Consider the following 17,059-nt stretch of genomic DNA (forward strand, 5'->3'; position numbering starts at 1 on the left):
GTCGCGTGCTCTCACCTCCTACACGAACGACACGCCCCGGAATCGACACCCCGCACGAGGTCCCCGGAAGAATTTCGTCCATGACCACCAAGGACCACCCCCTCGTCGCCCGCGCCCACCGCCTCGCCCATGATGTGCTCGCCCCGCTGGCCGAACGCGTCGATCAGGAGGGCGTGCCCAAGAGCCACATCGACGCGATCAGGCGCTCGGGGCTGCTGGGCGTGGGCGCACCGCAGGCGTACGGCGGATGGGCGGCCCCCGCGGCGGTGGCCCGGCGCACGGGGGAGATCCTGGCCGGGGCGTGTTGCTCGACGTGGTTCGTGCAGACGCAGCACCACACGCCGGTCGCGACGCTGGCCCGCGGCGAGGGCCCGGTACGGGAACGGCTGCTGGGTCCGCTGGCACGCGGCGAACTGCTGTCGGGGGTGGCGTACGCGCATCTGCGGTCGTATCCGCGCACGCCGGTGCGTGTCACCGGTGAGCGCGGGGGGTGGCGGTTCGACGGGACGGTGCCCTGGTACACCGGCTGGGGTCTGAACGACGTGATGCTGCTCGCCGGTGTCACCAAGGGCGGCGAGGTGGTGTTCGCGTTCACCGAGGCCCGGGAGCAGCCGGGGCTACGCGCCTCGGAGCCGATGCGTCTCGCGGCGCTCACCGCGTCCCGCACGGTGTCGCTGGAGCTGGACGGACTGTGGCTGCCTCAGGACGCCGTCGCGCTGCACATGCCGTACGAGGAGTGGGCCGTCACGGACCGCGCGAAGACGGTCGACACCTCCCCTGCGGTCTTCGGCATCACGGAAGCGGCGCTCGCCCCCCTGGACGAGGCGACCGCGCAACCCCTGCGCACCCGCTTGGAGGAGATCCGCGGCAGGGCCTACGCATTGGCCGACCTTCCCCTGACGAGCGAGCGCATGGCGGAGCGCCTGGCGCTGCGCATCCGGGCGGCCGAGCTGATGCGTACGGCCACGACCGCCGGGGTGGTGGCCGGCGGCGGGCGGTCACTGTCGCTGACCGGCACGGCGCAACGCCTGGCGCGCGAAGCCCTGTTCCTGCTGGTGCAGGGCCAGACGGCTGAGTCGCGCGGGGCCCATCTGGAGGTGCTGGTGGCGGACGCCGCCCCGGCCGGACCGGCGTGAGACATCGCGCCGGGCGGCCCTGACCTCCGCCCGGCGTGGTCACGCCCGCTCAGTCCTCGTCGCGCGTCGGGACCACGACGAGGAAGGTGTCCGACTTCAGGTCCATCACGACGGTCGCCGGCTCACCCTGGGCGCGGCGCGCGGCCGCGTATTCCTCGGCCGGCCACGATCCGCGCGGAGCTCCCGCGGGAAACCGCTCCAACACCCTCGCGCCCATAGCGGCAGGCACCTCCAGATTCGGACTTCGGCTCACAGGTCACGGACTTGCCTCGTAGTCATCGCCTGCCCGCCATCGTCGTGAACATGTTCACGACTTCGCGCCTGCTCCGACGGACGTCGGCCACCCTGCTGGTGTCCGGGAGTACGGCCGCGTCGGCGCCGGCCGGGAAGCAGACCACATCCCCGACTCCCTGGAGTACCTGACATGAGCATCTCGGTCGTCCTGTTCACGTCCGATCTGCGCCTGCACGACCACCCACCGCTGAGAGCGGCCCTGGACGGCGCCGAACGGACGGTCCCGCTGTTCGTGCGGGACCGTGCCGTGGACGAGGCAGGGTTCGCGGTACCCAACCGGCTGGCCTTCCTCGCCGACTGTCTGCACGATCTGGACGCCGGTCTGCGCGAGCGGGGCGGCCGGCTGGTCGTTCGCGCGGGCGACCTCGTGGACGAGGTGGGCAAGGTGGTCGCCGAGGCGGACGCCGACGAGGTGCACATGGCGTCCGACGTCAGCGCCCACGCCCAGCGGCGCGAGCAGCGGCTGCGTCGTGCGCTGGAGGCGGAAGGGGTGCGGCTGCACGTGCACGACAGCGTGACCACCGCCGTGGCCCCGGGCGCGGTGACGCCGGCCGGCTCGGAGCACTTTGCCGTCTTCACGCCGTACTTCCGCCGCTGGTCCCAGGAGCCGCTGCGGGACGCGCTCGCGGCGCCGCGCACGGTGCGGGTCCCCGACGGCGTCGGGTCCGAGCCGCTGCCCTCCCGTGCCGATGTGCCGGACCTGTCGGAGGGGCTCGCCGGCGGAGGCGAGCAGGAGGGCCGCAAGCGGCTCACCGCCTGGTTGCGCGGCGGGGTGTCCTCCTACGGGGAGCGCCACGACGACCTCGCCGGCGACGCCACGTCCCGTCTCTCCCCGCACCTGCACTTCGGCACCCTCTCCCCCGTCGAACTCGTCCATCGCGCGCGCCGGGCCGGTGGCCCGGGTGCCGAGGCCTTCGTACGGCAGCTCGCCTGGCGCGACTTCCACCGGCAGGTCCTCGCCTCCCGCCCGGACGCGGCCACCGTCGACTACCGGACCCGGCACGACCGTTGGCGGTCCGAGCGGGAGGCGCGCGGCGACATCGCGGCCTGGAAGGAGGGCCGCACCGGCTATCCGGTCATCGACGCCGCGATGCGCCAGCTGCGGCACGAGGGCTGGATGCACAACCGCGGACGCCTGCTGACGGCGAGTTTCCTCGCCAAGACCCTCTACGTCGACTGGCGGGTCGGCGCCCGGCACTTCCTGGACCTGCTGGTCGACGGCGATGTCGCCAACAACCAGCTCAACTGGCAGTGGGTGGCCGGGACCGGCACCGACACCCGGCCCAACCGTGTGCTGAACCCGGTGACCCAGGCCAGGCGCCACGACCCCGACGGCGGCTATGTCCGGCGCTGGGTGCCGGAGTTGGCGGGAATCGAGGGGCGCGCGGTGCACGAGCCCTGGCGGCTGCCGGACGACGAGCGCGCCGCGCTCGGCTACCCGGACCCGATCGTCGACCTGTCGGACGGGCTTGCCCGCTTCAAGCAGGCCCGCGGGCGGTGAGAACCGGCTGCCACCCGCCCCGCACACCTCCCACCTCTACACATAAGGAAAAAATAAGCGCAGAATGGATCGAGGCGGCGCTTACCGCACACCGCACCAGACGCGGTCAGGCCTGCGAGTCAAAGGAGACGAGTCATGGCCAACGTCTCGCCCACCAGAGGTGACATAACCAGTCACCCCGATGTATCCGAGATGCGGGAGCGCTACGCCCGCATGCTCGGCGGTCGTGATGTGACGCTCTTGGACGGGCCGGTGTTCCTGCTCGGTCTGTACTGCGCCGTATCCCCCTGGATACTCCACTACACGTCGAGCCAGCCCGCGCTCGTGACCCACAACCTGATCGTGGGGATCGCGATCGGCCTGCTGGCCCTCGGATTCACCCGGGCTCCGGAACGCATGTACGGCCTCAGCTGGGCGTTCTGCGCGATCGGCGTCTGGATGATCATCGCGCCTTGGGTGGTCGGGGACAGCCCGGACGCCGGTGTCGTCGTGAACAACATCATCATCGGCGCGCTGGCCGTACTCCTGGGCCTGATGTGCGCCGGTACGGCGGCGAGGAGCGCTCCGACGCCGTAGCGACACACGGGAGAGCAGGACACGAGGGCCGGTCCGCACCCGCGGACCGGCCTTCTCGCGGTCGCACGCACCGCGGCGGCCCGAGTCAGTGGGCGGGCACGAGCCACGGCTCCTGCGGCAGCACATGCCCGGTCTCCAGCAGCGACTTGAGGTTGGACAGCACCGCCGACCAGCCGGAGGCCGCGTCGGCACGCTCGCTCTCGTCCGCCAGGTCCTCGTGGGTCACGGTCAGCCGGACGATCTCGGCGTGCTGCCGGATGTCGAAGGTGACCCTGGAGTACTTGTCCTCCTGCCCCTCGTCGTCCGGCGCCGCCCAGGTGGTGACCAGCCGGGTCGGGCGCTCGCTCTCCACGACGGTGCCGACGACGTCGGCGACGCCCGAACCGTCCGTGCGGACGTGTTCCCAGCGGGAACCGGGCCGCCAGTCGGAGACGTTGCTGTGGCCCCAGTAGGCGGCGGTCAGGTCGGCGTCGGTGAGGGCGTCCCAGACCTTCTCGGGCGTGCTCTCGATGTAGGTGACGTAGACGAATGTGGGCTTGTCGGTCATGGCTTCCTCGGCTCGTCGTTTCACTGCCCCCAGCACGCGCAGGCGCGGGCTCTCGAACTTGTCGATCCACCGCTCCTGGATCTCGTGGAGCGGGACCGGATTGAGGTAGTGCAGCTTCTCCCGCCCCCGCCACACCGTGCTGACCAGGTGGGCGGCCTCCAGGACACCCAGGTGCTGGGTCACCGACTGACGCTTCATGTCGATGCGCGCGCACAGCTCACCCAGCGTCTGCCCGTTGTCCTCGTGCAGCCGGTCCAGGAGCCGTCTGCGCGTGTCGTCGGCCAGCGCCTTGAAGACCTTGTCCATCGCGGGTTCGCTCTCTGATCGCACACTCAACGTTATGCAGGCAATCACCTGCATGTCAATCGAGGCGTTTTATCCGTTCTGAGCTATATACGCCGAATGACTGTTACACGACGTACGGGAACCCTTGATGGACGGTCCGTAGCTTCGAGGAGGTCGGAACGAACCCCCACCGAAGGAACGACTCACTGATGCGTGCCCCTCGCACCCTGCGCACCGCCCTGATTGCCGCCGGTGTCACCACCGCGCTGGGCGTCTCGGCCGCCGGCGCCTTCGCCGCCCCCGCCCACACCACCGCGAACGTCCCGCCCCTGGCCCAGCACGCCAAAGCCAAGCGCGTGTACGTGAAGACGGTGAAGCTCGCGGACCAGGTCAGCCGGGCGAAGGTCTACAAGACCGGCGAGAACCGCTACGAGGCGGAGATCTGGGCCAAGGACGCCAAGTACGGGACCCTGTACACCCAGGGCATGCCCACGAACGCCCAGCACAACGGGCTGCACGTCACGCTCCGGCCGAACGGCCAGGTCTCCTCCTGGGTCGAGCGGGCAGAGCCGAAGCCGGCCGCCGAACGGGTCCTGATCGGCACCGCGACGCTGGTGGACGGCTCGACGACGGCGAAGATCTTCCGGCTCACGGCCGATCACTACGAGGCCGACGTCTTCGCCGACGGCAAGCGGCTCGACACACTCGTGGCCGACGGCCGTGCCGCCTACGGCGAGAACAACGGGCTGCACGTCGCGCTCCACCCGGACGGAAAACTGGCGTCCTGGGTCGACGAAGCCTGATGAACCCGGGTCGACCTGCCCGGCGTCAGAGCAGCAACGCCCCCAGTGCACGCCGGTGTTCGGCCGTCCACGCATAGGCGTCGCGCACCTCGGCCGCGGCCCCGCGCTCCCGCAGCCCCACCATGGCCGGCTCATCGCGCGCCGCGCCCGCCTCGATGCCCCGCAGGCAGCGGTCCTGCCACCACAGGATCACGTCGACGATCTCCTCGCCGCCGGCGCACGGACCGTACGCCTCGCGGACGAGCGCGATCCGCCGGGCCGCCTCGGGCACGTCGGTGACGCCCGGGCCCAGATCCAGGTACTGCCAGCACACGTGCGCGAGATCGTGCACGCGCTCACCGGGTGCGGCGAGGTCCCAGTCGACGAAGGCCGTCGGCCACCAGTCGGCGCCCTCCACCGCGTAGACGGTGTTCTTCGGGGCGAGATCGTTGTGGCACACGACGTCCCGGTCGCCGGCCGACGGGGTTCCGTGCGTCATGTCATGGACGGCGCGGACGAGTTGGGCCACCCGCACGAGCGCCGCGTCCGTGCACGCCGCAGCCCGCTCCCGGGGAGTGACGGCCGCCCGCCCCTCCAGGTAGCCGAAGACCTCCCGCCCCCGCTCGTCCGTCCCGATGTACCGCGGGGCCCCTTCCCACCCCCGGGACTCGAAGAGCGCGAGCAGCTCCCGCACATACCCCGACCGTTCGGACGGTGTGCGCCGCACCGTCGTCCCGACCCGCACGACCTCGTTGACGGCTCCGCCGCCGAGCACCCGCTCCGCCATCAGCACCTCCGTCGATCAGCACGCCACAAAACCAATGGCCAAGCATGCCCCCACCCGGGCACGCTGCCCGCATGGACCACGCGGAGGCACTGCTCATCGGGGGACGGGCCGGGGTCGGCAAGACGACGGTCGGCTGGGAGGTGTCGGCCCTGCTGCGGACCGCGCAGGTCGCGCACGCGGTGATCGACGGCGACTTCATGGGGGCCGTCCATCCGGCGCCACCGGACGACCCCCGCCGGGCCGGCACCACGGCGCGGAACCTGGCCGCCGTGTGGGCGAACTACGCCGAGCTCGGCTACCGGCGGCTCGTCTACACGAACACCGCGAGCGTGCTCGACATGGCCGCGCCCATGTTCCGCCGCGCCATGGGGGACGACGTACGGCTCGTCCGGGTTCTGCTGACCGCGACCGACGAGACGGCCGAACGGCGGCTGACCGGGCGGGAGCTGGGCTCCGAGCTGGAGCACGAGGTGAGGGGCAGCCGACGCAAGGCGCGACTCCTGGACGAACACGCCCCGGCGGACGACGTACGGGTGGTGACCGACGGCCGCACGGTGATCGACATCGCCACGGAGGTGGTGGCCGCCACCGGGTGGGGCGCGGACGTGCCCGCGGCGACGCCCGATCCGGCACCGGCCGCCGACTGAAGCGGAACGGACTGTCCCTGTGGACGATCCTCGTCGGCATCGTGGCCGCGCTGTTCGGCTCGGCGATCGTGGCCGGCCTCGACGTGGCCGACACCGACGGGGTGGACTGGGTCGAGTGGCTCATCCAGATCGGCCTCGCCGCGCTGGGCGTCGCGGCGCTGGACCGGTCGAAGGCACGCCGCTGACGCCGCACCCAAGGACATGAGCGGGGCGCCGCCACGGTCATCCGAGTTCCACGGCGCCCCGCTTCACACGAGCGCCGCGCGTCCGCTTCACGCCAGGGCCCCGGCGCCCCGCCTCGCGGCCAGGTCCCTCAGCAGCACCCGAGGGGCGATGCCGCCGATCCCCGCACCAGACGACCTACGGCGTGTACACGTACGGCGTCGTCGTGGTCAGCGGCTCGAAGCCCAGCCGTTCCAGGATGGGTCGGCTGGCGCTCATGGCGTCGACCTGGAGATACCGGTACCCGCGGTCCACGGCGGCACGGGCGCGGTGGGCGACCAGCGCCCGGTAGATGCCCCGGCCCCGCCAGCCCTCGACGGTCCCGCCGCCCCACAGCCCGGCGAACCGCGTCCCCGGCACCAGCTCCATCCGGGCCGCGCTCACCGGGGTCTCGCCGGCCAGGGCGACGACCGCGACCACCGTGTCCGTGCCGGCCGCGAGCTGGGCGAGCAGCTGGTGCCGCAGGCGGGAGCTGTCGGTGCCGAAGGCCTTCTCGTGCACCTGGGCGACGAGGTCGACGCCGGCCGGGTCGGTCACGGGGAGGACGCGGATGCCTTCCGGCGGCTCGGCGTCCAGGTTCAGGCCCGCGACCTCGCCGATCATCAGGGTCTCCTCGGGCTGGGCCGTGAAGCCCGCGGCCCTGAGCCGCTGTCCGAGGTCCACCGGGAGGTCGTGGCCGTAGAGCTTCCACTCGAACTCGCGGCCGAGCCCGGAGAAGTGGGCGATCTGTTCGGCTATCGCCCTGTCGGCGCTCGCCGCGTCCAGGTCGGACCAGACGACGCCGTTCCAGCCGTGCGCGGACGACACCTGGCGGACGACGCCGCCCACCCGCTCGATCCGGGATTCGGGACCGTCCGGCCGCGCGCCTTCACGCATGTCCCGGTCGAAGAGGGAGAGCACCGCGGCATGATCCATGGACTCACTCCAGCACCGCGCCGCGGCCGGGGCAAGACCTTTACGGCTCGGGCGTCCCACGTCACCTTCCGGCCGCGGGTCGGCGACCATGGGGTACGCAGGGAGAAGTCGCGCCGTTGGGAGGGCCGTGAGTCATGGTCGTGAAGGACACCGAACTGCCGCATCTGCGTCGCTGCGTCGCGCTCGTGGCCGAGGCGCTGGAGGCCGGGGACGAGCCGTTCGGCTCGGTGCTGGTGGGAGCGGACGGAAAGGTGCTCGCCGAGGACCACAACCGGGTGGCCTCGGGTGACCGCACCCGGCACCCCGAGTTCGAGCTGGCACGCTGGTCCGCCGCCCACATGACGCCCGAGGAGCGCGCGGCCGCGACGGTGTACACCTCCGGCGAGCACTGCCCGATGTGCGCGGCCGCGCACGCGTGGGTGGGCCTGGGACGCATCGTGTACGTCGCCTCGTCGGAGCAACTCGGGGGATGGCTGGGCGAGTTGGGAGTGCCCGCCTCGCCGGTACGGCCACTGTCCATCCAGGAGGTCGCGCCGGGCGTGACCGTGGAGGGCCCGGTGCCGGAACTGACGCAGGACGTCCGCGCGCTGCACTTCCGGTTCCACCGGCGCACGGGCTGACGGCCACGCGTTGCGCGTGCCGTACGGCCCGGGCGCCGGCGTTCCGGGGTCCTTCCTCAGGAGCGTCAGCCGAGTTCCAGCGAGGTGACGCCGAAGACGCGCTCCTGGGCGTACGGCCGCACCGCACCGGTGTACATCCGGGCCGTCTCGAAGGAGGACGTGAAACCGGCCTCCTCGGCGAGGGCGACGCCCGCCGGGTTGGTCTCCGGCACATCGATGGCGACCTGGCCGCCGGCCGCCTCGGCGGTCAGGGCGGCGAACACGGCTCGCGCGTCCTCGGCGGTGTCCGCGAAGAGCGGGCCGATGCGCGGGCAGTCCTGGCCGGGGCGGATCACTCCGTAGCCGGTGACGCGGTCGCCGGCGCGGCGGACGACGGCGTGGTGTCCGGGGCCGGTGAGCCAGTGCGCGAGGAAGCGGGGGCGGTCGGCCGGCGTGCAGGTGCGGTCATAGGCGGCGACGTCCTCGACGTCCTCGGGCCGTACCGCCCGCACGTCGGCCGGGGCCTCTCCGGCGGGCGCGGTCCCGGTGTACCGGAACGTGCGGTGGGCGAACTCGAAGCCGGAGCGGCGATAGTTGTCCTGCTGGGCGACGACGCCGTCGAGGCCCACCGTGCGGTTCTCCGCGTGCGCCAGCGCCGTCTTCCAGGTGGTGAGGCCGTAGCCGCGGCCCCGCACATCGGGGCGGACCAGGTACCAGCCGAGGAAGGCGTAGTCGGAGCCGTAATTGACGACGGAGATCGCGGAGACGGGCTCGCCGTCGATCCGGCCGATGAAGAAGCCCTCCGGGTCCTGGGCGAAGAAGGCCGCACGGTCCGAGACTCCCGGGTTCCAGCCCTCGTCGACGGCCCAGCCGTGGACGACCGGCCAGTCGTCGAGGCCGGCCTGGGTGATCACGAGGTCTTCGGGGGCCGGAGAGGCCATGGATGCGCTCCGTTCCGTGGGGGATTTCCGTACGCGCGGTGATCGACCGCGCACGCAGCATCCTCGCGGATCGGCCGGGAGGGCGTCACGGCATGATCAAGCCGTTGAAGCACCCCGAGGGGGACCGGCCGGACGGATGTCCACTCGGCCTCGCGGAGCAAGGCCCCCCTCGCAAGGCCCCCCTCACCTGGTACGACAAAGGCCCCACCGCTCGCTCACCGGGTGGGGCCTGCCGTACCGCATCGAGGCGCGGGTCAGCGCACCGCCTTCGGGCGGAAGCGGCGGTACAGGACGGCCCCGCCGAGGACGAGAGCCGTGGCGCCCGCCAGGGTCGGGGCGGTCCGGTCCGCTCCGGTGTGGGCGAGGATCACCTCGGGCGCGTGCGGCACGTGCGCGGGCGGCACCGACCGGGGCGGACGCGCCCTGGGGGTGGACGGCTTCGGAGCCGGCCTGGTGCGGGGCCCGCCGGAGACGTTCTCCGACTCGTTGCCCACCGCCGCGTTGCCGACGCCGACGACGTTCACGCTGTTGCCGCTGACGTTCACGGGGACGTGAACCGGCAGCTCCACGACGTTGCCGGACACGACACCGGGCGAATCCTTTCCGCTTCCCTTGGCCGAGGCTCCGCCGTGCGACGGCGCCCCCGCCTTGTGCTCGTCCTTGTTGGTGCACTTGTTGCCCACGGCGGGATTGAGCAGCCCCACCACGTTCACGGTGTTCCCGCACACGTTCACCGGGACGTGCACCGGGACCTGGATGGTGTTGCCGGCGAGCAGCCCCGGCGAGTCGGCCGCGGCACCGTCCGCCGCGGAATCGGCGTACGCCGGCACCGTCACAGCCATCGCGCCCGAGGCGGCGAAGGCGATCACACCGTTTCGGGTAACCCGTCTCATAGGTTCCCTGCCTTCCAGAATTGGTCACGGGCACTCGCCCGCATCGGATAAAACGCAGGCGAACCATGAGAGTTATGGCTTATCGGCCTTTCACCCCATCGAGTGGCACGTTTGTCGAACTAGTGGCAAAAACGCCCGATAGGAACGCAAGGGGTGCACTGTACGGCTGCCCGGGCCGTCCCGCTCGCCGGGAGGCGTGCCTTCCGGGGCCCGCTTATCGTGATCGAGGACGCCGTTTCCCGGTCCGCGACGGGCGTCCTGGAGGCATTCATGCTGGCCAAGCTGTCAACGCGGCCCATGCTGCGACGCTGCGCGGTCACCGGCGCGGTCGCTCTCGCCCTGCTCGCCACGGGTCTGTCGGCCGGCACGGACGACCCCGAGCCCGGTCTGACCCGCTTCTACGGGCAGAAGGTCACCTGGTCGAAGTGCCCGGGTGAGGGACTGCCGAAGGATCTCCAGTGCGGGAAGGTGACCGTTCCGCTCGACTACGCCCACCCTCACGCGGGGACGCTGGATCTGGCGCTCGCCCGCTACCGGGCCACGGGCGAGAAGCGGGGTTCGGTGCTGCTCAACTTCGGCGGGCCGGGCGGCTCCGGCGTCCCCCAGTTCGCGGCCGGCGGCAAGGAGTTCATGGAGCTGACGGACAACTACGACATCGTGACGTTCGATCCGCGCGGCGTCGGCAGGTCCTCTCCGGTCAGCTGCGGGGACGGCGAGGAGGACATCGAGTTGCCGGAGGACGGCACGGACCTCGACCGCGACCCGCAGGCCGTCCTGACCCAGTTGCAGAAGGCGGCACGGGCGTGTGCCCGCCACTCCGGGCCGGTGCTCCCCCACATAGGTACGGTCAACGCCTCCCGCGACATGGACGTGATGCGCGATGCCCTCGGCGACGACAAGCTCAACTACCTGGGCTTCTCGTACGGAACGCGGCTGGGCGCGGTGTACGCGGCGCAGTTCCCCGACAAGGTCGGCCGGATGGTGCTCGACGGCGTGGACACGCTGACCGAGCCGCTGACCGAACAGGGCGTGGCGGGTGCGCAGGGACAGCAGAAGGCGCTGGACGAGTTCATCAACTGGTGCGTGAAGGACATCGCCTGCCCGTTCGGCCAGGACGCGCGCGAGGCCCGCAAGCAGGTCGTACGCCTCGTCGAGTCGATGGACGAGGACCCGGTGCCGTCCGCATTCGGCGAGCCGTTCACCGGGCAGGACCTGGTCGGAGCCATGGGACAGGCCCTCTACAGCGAGGAGTTGTGGCCCTCCCTGGAGCGTGCCCTGGCCTCGCTGGTCGAGGACGGCGACACGCACGCCATCGAGACCTTCGCGGCCGGCGGGGCCGCGCCGGCCGGCCGCGAGGAGACCGACGATCCCGACGGCGGCGGCCTGGTGGACGAGGAGGACGTCCCCCTCGACAACATGCCCGCGGCGCTGATGGCGATCAACTGCGCGGACGACCCGGACCGGCCCACCGGCCGGCGGATCGTCGACAACCTCGACCGGCTGCGCGCCGAGTACTACCGGGCGTCGCCCGTCTTCGGCCCGTACCGGCTCAGCGGGGTGCTGATGTGCTACGGCCGCCCCAGGGGCACGGACTTCATACGCGACGACGTGAAGGACGTGGACACCCCGAAGATGCTCCTCGTGGGCACCCGCGGCGACCCGGCGACGCCGTACCGCTGGACCGTGGAGACGGCGAAGCGCCTCGGTTCGTCGGCCGTGGTCCTCGACAACAAGGGCGGCGGGCACACCGGTTACGGATCCTCCAAGTGCGTGCACAGCAAGGTCGACAGCTTCCTGCTGTACGGCACGCTGCCTGCCGACGGCAGCTCCTGCGGGCCGGACGACGACAGCGAGTAGACCCGGGGCGGGGTGATCGTATTGCCCCTAATGCCCGATCGGTGAATCCGCCCTATCGTGCTGTTATGGAGCACGCACTCAGTCCCACAACCCTCACCGAGCTGCGGCGCCCGCGCCCGTATCCGGCCGTGTCCGTGCTGACGCCGACGCATCGCCGAGAGCCCTATCGGGCCCAGGACCAGGTCCGGCTGCGCAATGTCGTGGCCGAGGCCAAGAAGCAGCTGGAGACCGATCCCTCGGTCACCCGCGAGCGAAGGGCGGACGTCGAGCGACAGCTCGACCAGGCACTCGCCGAGGTCGATCTCACCTACGCCGAGGACGGCCTGGTGATCTTCGCCGCACCTGGTGAGCACCAGGTGTGGTCGCTCGCCCGCACGGTGCCCGAGCGCGTGGTGCTCTCGGACACCTTCCTGACCCGCAACCTGGTCTCCGCGCAGGCCGCCGAGCGCCCGTACTGGGTACTGTCGATCTCCGCCGACCGCGTCACCCTGTGGAACGGCAGCCTCGACCGCATCACCGAGGCCCACCTCGCCGGCTTCCCACTGACCCGGCCCGTCGAGAACTTCGACGCCGAACGCCGTGAACAGATCGGCGACACTCCGAGCAAGTTCCGCGACGAGGACACCCGCCACTTCCTCAAGGACGCCGACTCGGCCATGAGCACGATCCTGCGGCGCGATCCGCGACCGCTCTACGTCACCGGCGAGCAGGCGGCACTGTCCCTGCTGACCGAGATCGGCGGGAGTACGAAGATCGCGGTGCACATCCCGCACGGCGGGCTCGCGCACGGCACGCGAGAGGCGGTGTGGCAGGCGATCCAGCCGCGGATCACCGCCGAGGCCCGCAAGAGCGCCGGCGACGTCATGCACGAGCTCGAAACCGCCCAGGGCCGCAAGGCGTTCGCGGCCGGCGTCGACGAGGTCTGGCGCAGCGCCCGCGAGGGCCGCGTACGGCTGCTGGCCGTCGAGGAGAACTACCGGGTGACGGTGCGCGGCGAGGGCGGCGACCATCTGATCCCGGCCGTGAGCGGCGATCTCGACGCCCGCGAGGACATCGTGGACGAGATCGTCGAGCAGTGCCTGGAGACCGGCGCCGAGGTCCGCTTCGTACCGGACGGCACACTGAGTGACGCGAGCGGGATCGCGGGGGTGCTGCGCTACTGACGCCGGGGTGCCGAGGAGGCGTGGCGGTCCGCCCGCCTCCTCACACTCCGTCGAAGAGCGCGCTCAGACCGCGCTCCACGACCGCCTCCAGATCCTCCTCACCGGCCGCGACCACCGCGTAGGTCCGCAGCAGGAAGCGGTGCAGGGCGCCGGTGTCGAACTGGAGCAGTGCCATGCCGTACGGCGAGTGCAGTTCCACGACCGTCCGCTCGTCGCCGCTCGGCCAGATGTGCACGTCCCCGTCCCCCGCGGGCCCGCGCAGCCCCGCCTCCAGCAGGGTGCGTGCGAAGGTCCAGGTGGCGCCCTGGCCGTCGAGGGAGACCTCGCCCGGGAAGTCGATGTACACCGCCAGCGGGTCCGTGGAGGCGTACCGCAGCTTGGCGGGCACGGGGACCTCGCGCTCCTCGCCGGTGATGAGGCGGGCGCGGGCGGGCTGCTCGAGGGCGATGTCCATGGGCGGTCTCCCCTGCGGTCGGCGGTCGGACGGTTTTGCCGCTGTGCTTTTACGACTCCGCAGTCCCCGTTTGCATTACACCGGAACGCGCGTCAATTTTGTGAGCTGCGTCACTCCCGGCACGTGGGACCGACCACCCGGCGGCTAGCGCCGCCCCACCCCTAGAACATCCGGCCGTCGAACATGCGCATGAGGGCCGTAGGATCGCCCCCTCAGCCCATCAAAACCCGTACGTCACCTACGACTTGACCCCTCCGGCGACGTACGCCGTTCGCACCACACCAGCCCTCCGAGGAGACTCTGGCATATGCCGGACGCACCACCGAATCGGGTGTTGCCAAATCCCTTACGGGGCGTCGCAGGCTGTGCAACAGTCGTAACGGTCCTTCCGTCATCCTTGGTCGTACCGTCCCCGCATCGGAGTGCGTCATGCCGCCCCATCTCTCTGCGGACCACCCCGCCGCTCAGCCGCCAGGGCGCGGCTCGGTCGACGCCCTCATATCGCAGGCGCGACGCCTCAAGGGCGACGTCGACGCCGTGCGGCGGGACACGCAGAGCGACGAATCGGACCCGCGGGAGCGGTGGCAGCGAGCGCTGTACGACCTCGCGCTGCACCAGCTCAAGGACCTCGACGAGCACTTGGGCCAGCTGCGCGACGGCCCATCCCCGGTGTCGCCGACCGTCTCGGCCGCGCCGCCCTCTCCCTCACCCGACTCACTGCTCAGCCGGGTCGGCAGCGCGGAGTGGAACCTCCTGACGGACGAGGCCAGTTGGTCCGGCGAGCTCTATCAGATCCTGGGCCGCGACCCCGGCGCCGCGCCGCTCACCCTCGACGAGCTGCCGTCCGTCGTGCTCGACGAGGACCGGCGCAAGCTGACGTCGATGGTCACCGACTGCCTGGTCGACGCCAAGCCCATCGACGGGGAGTTCCGGATCGTGCGTCCCGACGGCGAGGCCCGGACCGTGCACATGATGGGCGAGCCCGTGCTCGACTCTGACGGCAGCACCGCCTCGATGTGGGCCGTGCTGCGGGACGTCAGCGAACTGCGCCGAAGCCAAAGCGCCGTGAGCGAGACCCGTGACTCGCTCCAGCGCCACCGGGCGCACACCGAGCACCGGCTCGCGGTCGAGCTGCAGGAGGCTGTGCTGCCGCCGTGGCGCGGCTCCCTGCGGCTCCCGCACCAGGGCCCCGAAACGCTGGACCTCGCGGCCCGATGTCTTCGGTCGTCGACGACCGCGCTGATCGGCGGCGACTGGTACGACGCGCTCGAACTGGCCGACGGCGAGACGCTGTTGAGCGTCGGCGACCTCACCGGCCACGGCGTGGCCGTGGCATCCGGCATGGCGGCCCTGCTGGGCGCCGTACGCGGCATGGCGATGGCCGGCACCCAGCCGGGGCAGCTCATGTCCTGGCTCAACCAACTGCTCGACGCCACCGTCCAGCCGGCCCTCGGCAGCGCCGTCTGCTGCCGCTACCGCCCTGACACCCGCACCCTGACCTGGGCGCAAGCCGGGCACCCCGCCCCGTTGCTGTTCCGCGACGGGACGGGGCGCAGGCTGAACGCGCCGGGCGGTGTCCTGCTGGGCGCCACCTCGGGCGCCGTCTACGCACAGGCCGAGGAGACACTGGAGGTGGGCGACCTGCTGATGCTGCACACCGACGGACTGGTGCCGGGGCACAGCGCGGCGGACTCCGTGAACCTCCTCCTCGACCTGGGCCCCCGCCTCGGCGAGGCAGGCACGGCGCAGGACTGTTTACGGCTGGTCGTCGACGAGTTCGGTGAGAGTGAGCGCGCGGACGACGCCTGCGTGCTCGTGGCCAGGGTCATGTACTAGAAGGTGACGCTCCCGAGGGCGCTGCCCCGGAGCCTTGGCGAACCGGTCAGCGGCACAGTCCCCCTATGGCTGTGCGCTGTCATGCTCGTGCGCTGTCGCCGCCCGGCCTCTTCGCCCTGGGCAGCGCCAACCGGATCTCCTCCCGCAGTTCGTGGATCTTCGGGTAGCCGGAGTACTCGGCGGTGAGCCGGTACATCTGCCGGAGCCGGTCCCAGGTACGGCCGGACGAGTTCGAACCCATCGACATCAGGGCCAGCCGTGCGTAGCGGTCGGCCTGTTCGGGGTCGTCCGCGATGAAGCAGGCGGACGCCATGGACAGATGGTCGAAGATCTTCGAGCGCTCCCGGCCGTCGATCCGCAGGGCCAGGGCCTTCTCCGCGTAGTGCTGGGCGTGCGCGGCCGCACCCGGCTCGTACTCGGCCAGCGTGCGGTAGGCCAGGGCCTGCATGCCGTACAGATCCTCGTCCTTGAAGGTCTGCATCCAGCTCGGCGGTGGCACGTCACTGCGGTCGGAGACGAAGAGGTCCTCCGCCTGACCGAGGGTGCGGCGCATGGCCTGGCCCTTGCCCATCGACGCCTGGGCCCAGGCCTCGATGGTGTGGAACATGGCCCTGGTGCGCGGCAGCACCTCGTCACCGGAGCCGGACTGGGCGAGTTTCATGAGGTCGAGTGCGTCGTCGGGCCGGCCGAGGTGCACCATCTGGCGAGCCGCTCGCGAGAGCGCCTCTCCGGCGCGGGGCCGGTCGCCGCCCTCTCGGGCTGCGTGGGCGGCGATGACGAAGTACTTCTGTGCCGTGGGCTCCAGGCCGACGTCGTGCGACATCCAGCCCGCGAGGACGGCGAGGTTGGCGGCGACGCCCCACAGGCGCCGCTGGAGATGTTCGGGGTGTCGGTAGGCGAGCATGCCGCCCACCTCGTTGAGCTGCCCCACGACTGCCTTGCGTTGCAGCCCGCCGCCGCGGGCCGCGTCCCAGGCCCGGAACACCTCCACCGAGCGCTCCAGTTCCTCGATCTCCTGCGACCCGATGGGGGCGGCCTCATAGCGGTCGAACCCGGCGGGGTCGGCGTGCAGGGGGTCGTCGAACTGGGGGGCGTCGGCCTTGAGGGCCGGGTCGGATTGCAGCCAGTCGTGCATGGCGCTGCTGAGTGCGGATCCCGCGGCGAGCGCGGCACCCGCGCCCACCAAGCCGCGTCGGTTGAGCATGAGGTCCATTCCCGTGAATTCGGTGAGGACCGCGGCGGTCCGTTCGGGCGCCCACGGCACACCGTCGGGATGCTCCACATTCCCGGCGTCCTGCCGTTTCCCACCACGCCCGTGCCGGACCAGACCGAGGTCCTCGATGGTCACGACACGGCCGAGACGCTCGGTGAACAGGGCTGCCAGCACCCGCGGCACGGGATCGCGCGGGATCTCTCCCATGTCGATCCACCGCCGCACCCGCGAGGTGTCGGTCGACAGCTGGGGGTGGCCCATGGCCGCCGCCTGCCGGTTGACCAACCTCGCGAGTTCGCCCTTGGACCAGCCGGCCAGGCCGAACAGGTCCGCCAGGCGGGTGTTGGGTTCTCCGCTCACGTCAAGCCCCCAGGTTCTCGGCTGAGTTGACAGTAGCCCGGTGAGAGTTGC

Annotated in this window: 17 protein-coding genes and 1 pseudogene; 10 read left to right on the forward strand and 8 right to left on the reverse strand. The window is 71.4% G+C overall.

The genetic code is table 11. From position 1 onward, the window contains the following. Window positions 1-80: 80 nt before the first annotated feature. A complete protein-coding gene (locus OG254_RS03190) occupies window positions 81-1,136 on the forward strand; it encodes an acyl-CoA dehydrogenase family protein (RefSeq protein ID WP_405577049.1) in 1,056 nt (351 codons plus the stop codon). Window positions 1,137-1,185: 49 nt separating this feature from the next. Here OG254_RS03190 and OG254_RS03195 read toward each other — a convergent pair whose 3' ends face one another. Continuing rightward, the gene (locus tag OG254_RS03195) at window positions 1,186-1,353 is read right to left on the reverse strand and encodes a hypothetical protein (protein WP_187284368.1); all 168 of its coding nucleotides are present in this window, start codon (window positions 1,351-1,353) and stop codon (window positions 1,186-1,188) included. Between the two features lie 207 nt (window positions 1,354-1,560). Between OG254_RS03195 and OG254_RS03200 the strand changes: the two genes are divergently transcribed. Together OG254_RS03200 and OG254_RS03205 are read left to right on the forward strand one after the other, a co-directional pair. Beyond that, complete coding sequence (locus OG254_RS03200; protein WP_405577050.1) at window positions 1,561-2,931, forward strand: cryptochrome/photolyase family protein; 1,371 nt, start codon at window positions 1,561-1,563, stop codon at window positions 2,929-2,931. Between the two features lie 135 nt (window positions 2,932-3,066). After that, window positions 3,067-3,507, forward strand: a complete 441-nt coding sequence (locus OG254_RS03205) for an SPW repeat protein (RefSeq protein ID WP_405577051.1) — start codon at window positions 3,067-3,069, stop codon at window positions 3,505-3,507. A gap of 85 nt (window positions 3,508-3,592) precedes the next feature. Here the strand turns inward: OG254_RS03205 and OG254_RS03210 are convergent, their stop codons facing one another. Beyond that, window positions 3,593-4,360, reverse strand: coding sequence for an ArsR/SmtB family transcription factor (locus OG254_RS03210; protein ID WP_405594821.1), 768 nt, complete (start codon window positions 4,358-4,360; stop codon window positions 3,593-3,595). Between the two features lie 188 nt (window positions 4,361-4,548). Between OG254_RS03210 and OG254_RS03215 the strand changes: the two genes are divergently transcribed. Further along, window positions 4,549-5,142 carry a hypothetical protein gene (locus tag OG254_RS03215; protein ID WP_405577052.1) on the forward strand — a complete coding sequence of 198 codons (594 nt, stop codon included), beginning with the start codon at window positions 4,549-4,551 and terminating at the stop codon, window positions 5,140-5,142. Window positions 5,143-5,167: 25 nt separating this feature from the next. Here the strand turns inward: OG254_RS03215 and OG254_RS03220 are convergent, their stop codons facing one another. Beyond that, on the reverse strand, window positions 5,168-5,908 hold the full coding sequence (locus OG254_RS03220) for a phosphotransferase family protein (RefSeq protein WP_405577053.1): 741 nt from the start codon (window positions 5,906-5,908) through the stop codon (window positions 5,168-5,170). Window positions 5,909-5,979: 71 nt separating this feature from the next. On the opposite strand from OG254_RS03220, the gene OG254_RS03225 reads away from it, so the two are divergent. Beyond that, on the forward strand, window positions 5,980-6,555 hold the full coding sequence (locus OG254_RS03225) for a hypothetical protein (protein WP_405577054.1): 576 nt from the start codon (window positions 5,980-5,982) through the stop codon (window positions 6,553-6,555). A 17-nt stretch (window positions 6,556-6,572) separates the two neighbouring features. Beyond that, window positions 6,573-6,740, forward strand: a pseudogene (locus tag OG254_RS03230) (GlsB/YeaQ/YmgE family stress response membrane protein); the annotation flags it as partial. Between the two features lie 175 nt (window positions 6,741-6,915). Here OG254_RS03230 and OG254_RS03235 read toward each other — a convergent pair. Continuing rightward, window positions 6,916-7,692 carry a GNAT family N-acetyltransferase gene (locus tag OG254_RS03235; RefSeq protein ID WP_405577055.1) on the reverse strand — a complete coding sequence of 259 codons (777 nt, stop codon included), beginning with the start codon at window positions 7,690-7,692 and terminating at the stop codon, window positions 6,916-6,918. Between the two features lie 134 nt (window positions 7,693-7,826). On the opposite strand from OG254_RS03235, the gene OG254_RS03240 reads away from it, so the two are divergent. Continuing rightward, on the forward strand, window positions 7,827-8,312 hold the full coding sequence (locus OG254_RS03240; protein ID WP_405577056.1) for a nucleoside deaminase: 486 nt from the start codon (window positions 7,827-7,829) through the stop codon (window positions 8,310-8,312). A 65-nt stretch (window positions 8,313-8,377) separates the two neighbouring features. Here the strand turns inward: OG254_RS03240 and OG254_RS03245 are convergent, their stop codons facing one another. Both OG254_RS03245 and OG254_RS03250 read right to left on the reverse strand, forming a co-directional pair. Beyond that, window positions 8,378-9,232 (reverse strand): GNAT family N-acetyltransferase, encoded by an 855-nt coding sequence (locus OG254_RS03245; protein WP_405577057.1) that lies wholly within the window; start codon window positions 9,230-9,232, stop codon window positions 8,378-8,380. 254 nt (window positions 9,233-9,486) lie between these two features. Then, entirely contained in the window at window positions 9,487-10,125 is a 639-nt protein-coding gene (locus OG254_RS03250; RefSeq protein ID WP_405577058.1) for a chaplin, read from the reverse strand. Window positions 10,126-10,395: 270 nt separating this feature from the next. Between OG254_RS03250 and OG254_RS03255 the strand changes: the two genes are divergently transcribed. Together OG254_RS03255 and OG254_RS03260 are read left to right on the forward strand one after the other, a co-directional pair. Further along, window positions 10,396-11,982 (forward strand): alpha/beta hydrolase, encoded by a 1,587-nt coding sequence (locus tag OG254_RS03255; RefSeq protein ID WP_405577059.1) that lies wholly within the window; start codon window positions 10,396-10,398, stop codon window positions 11,980-11,982. A 65-nt stretch (window positions 11,983-12,047) separates the two neighbouring features. Continuing rightward, the gene (locus OG254_RS03260; protein ID WP_351185850.1) at window positions 12,048-13,145 is read left to right on the forward strand and encodes a chemotaxis protein; all 1,098 of its coding nucleotides are present in this window, start codon (window positions 12,048-12,050) and stop codon (window positions 13,143-13,145) included. A 40-nt stretch (window positions 13,146-13,185) separates the two neighbouring features. Here the strand turns inward: OG254_RS03260 and OG254_RS03265 are convergent, their stop codons facing one another. Continuing rightward, window positions 13,186-13,599, reverse strand: a complete 414-nt coding sequence (locus OG254_RS03265) for an SsgA family sporulation/cell division regulator (protein ID WP_405577060.1) — start codon at window positions 13,597-13,599, stop codon at window positions 13,186-13,188. 429 nt (window positions 13,600-14,028) lie between these two features. Between OG254_RS03265 and OG254_RS03270 the strand changes: the two genes are divergently transcribed. Further along, window positions 14,029-15,435 carry a PP2C family protein-serine/threonine phosphatase gene (locus OG254_RS03270; protein ID WP_405577061.1) on the forward strand — a complete coding sequence of 469 codons (1,407 nt, stop codon included), beginning with the start codon at window positions 14,029-14,031 and terminating at the stop codon, window positions 15,433-15,435. A gap of 79 nt (window positions 15,436-15,514) precedes the next feature. Here OG254_RS03270 and OG254_RS03275 read toward each other — a convergent pair whose 3' ends face one another. Then, window positions 15,515-17,008, reverse strand: a complete 1,494-nt coding sequence (locus OG254_RS03275; RefSeq protein ID WP_405577062.1) for a hypothetical protein — start codon at window positions 17,006-17,008, stop codon at window positions 15,515-15,517. Window positions 17,009-17,059 lie beyond the last annotated feature (51 nt).

Origin of the sequence: Streptomyces sp. NBC_01092 (assembly GCF_045039535.1) — a bacterium.
In the GTDB taxonomy this organism is placed as follows: Bacteria; Actinomycetota; Actinomycetes; order Streptomycetales; family Streptomycetaceae; genus Streptomyces.

Excerpts from the sequence above, each read along its gene's own strand:
- OG254_RS03190 (WP_405577049.1), top strand. The coding sequence starts at position 81 with ATGACCACCAAGGACCACCCCCTCGTCGCCCGCGCCCACCGCCTCGCC.
- OG254_RS03195 (WP_187284368.1), bottom strand. The coding sequence starts at position 1,353 with ATGGGCGCGAGGGTGTTGGAGCGGTTTCCCGCGGGAGCTCCGCGCGGA.
- OG254_RS03200 (WP_405577050.1), top strand. The coding sequence starts at position 1,561 with ATGAGCATCTCGGTCGTCCTGTTCACGTCCGATCTGCGCCTGCACGAC.
- OG254_RS03205 (WP_405577051.1), top strand. The coding sequence starts at position 3,067 with ATGGCCAACGTCTCGCCCACCAGAGGTGACATAACCAGTCACCCCGAT.
- OG254_RS03210 (WP_405594821.1), bottom strand. The coding sequence starts at position 4,360 with ATGGACAAGGTCTTCAAGGCGCTGGCCGACGACACGCGCAGACGGCTC.
- OG254_RS03215 (WP_405577052.1), top strand. The coding sequence starts at position 4,549 with ATGCGTGCCCCTCGCACCCTGCGCACCGCCCTGATTGCCGCCGGTGTC.
- OG254_RS03220 (WP_405577053.1), bottom strand. The coding sequence starts at position 5,908 with ATGGCGGAGCGGGTGCTCGGCGGCGGAGCCGTCAACGAGGTCGTGCGG.
- OG254_RS03225 (WP_405577054.1), top strand. The coding sequence starts at position 5,980 with ATGGACCACGCGGAGGCACTGCTCATCGGGGGACGGGCCGGGGTCGGC.
- OG254_RS03235 (WP_405577055.1), bottom strand. The coding sequence starts at position 7,692 with ATGGATCATGCCGCGGTGCTCTCCCTCTTCGACCGGGACATGCGTGAA.
- OG254_RS03240 (WP_405577056.1), top strand. The coding sequence starts at position 7,827 with ATGGTCGTGAAGGACACCGAACTGCCGCATCTGCGTCGCTGCGTCGCG.
- OG254_RS03245 (WP_405577057.1), bottom strand. The coding sequence starts at position 9,232 with ATGGCCTCTCCGGCCCCCGAAGACCTCGTGATCACCCAGGCCGGCCTC.
- OG254_RS03250 (WP_405577058.1), bottom strand. The coding sequence starts at position 10,125 with ATGAGACGGGTTACCCGAAACGGTGTGATCGCCTTCGCCGCCTCGGGC.
- OG254_RS03255 (WP_405577059.1), top strand. The coding sequence starts at position 10,396 with ATGCTGGCCAAGCTGTCAACGCGGCCCATGCTGCGACGCTGCGCGGTC.
- OG254_RS03260 (WP_351185850.1), top strand. The coding sequence starts at position 12,048 with ATGGAGCACGCACTCAGTCCCACAACCCTCACCGAGCTGCGGCGCCCG.
- OG254_RS03265 (WP_405577060.1), bottom strand. The coding sequence starts at position 13,599 with ATGGACATCGCCCTCGAGCAGCCCGCCCGCGCCCGCCTCATCACCGGC.
- OG254_RS03270 (WP_405577061.1), top strand. The coding sequence starts at position 14,029 with ATGCCGCCCCATCTCTCTGCGGACCACCCCGCCGCTCAGCCGCCAGGG.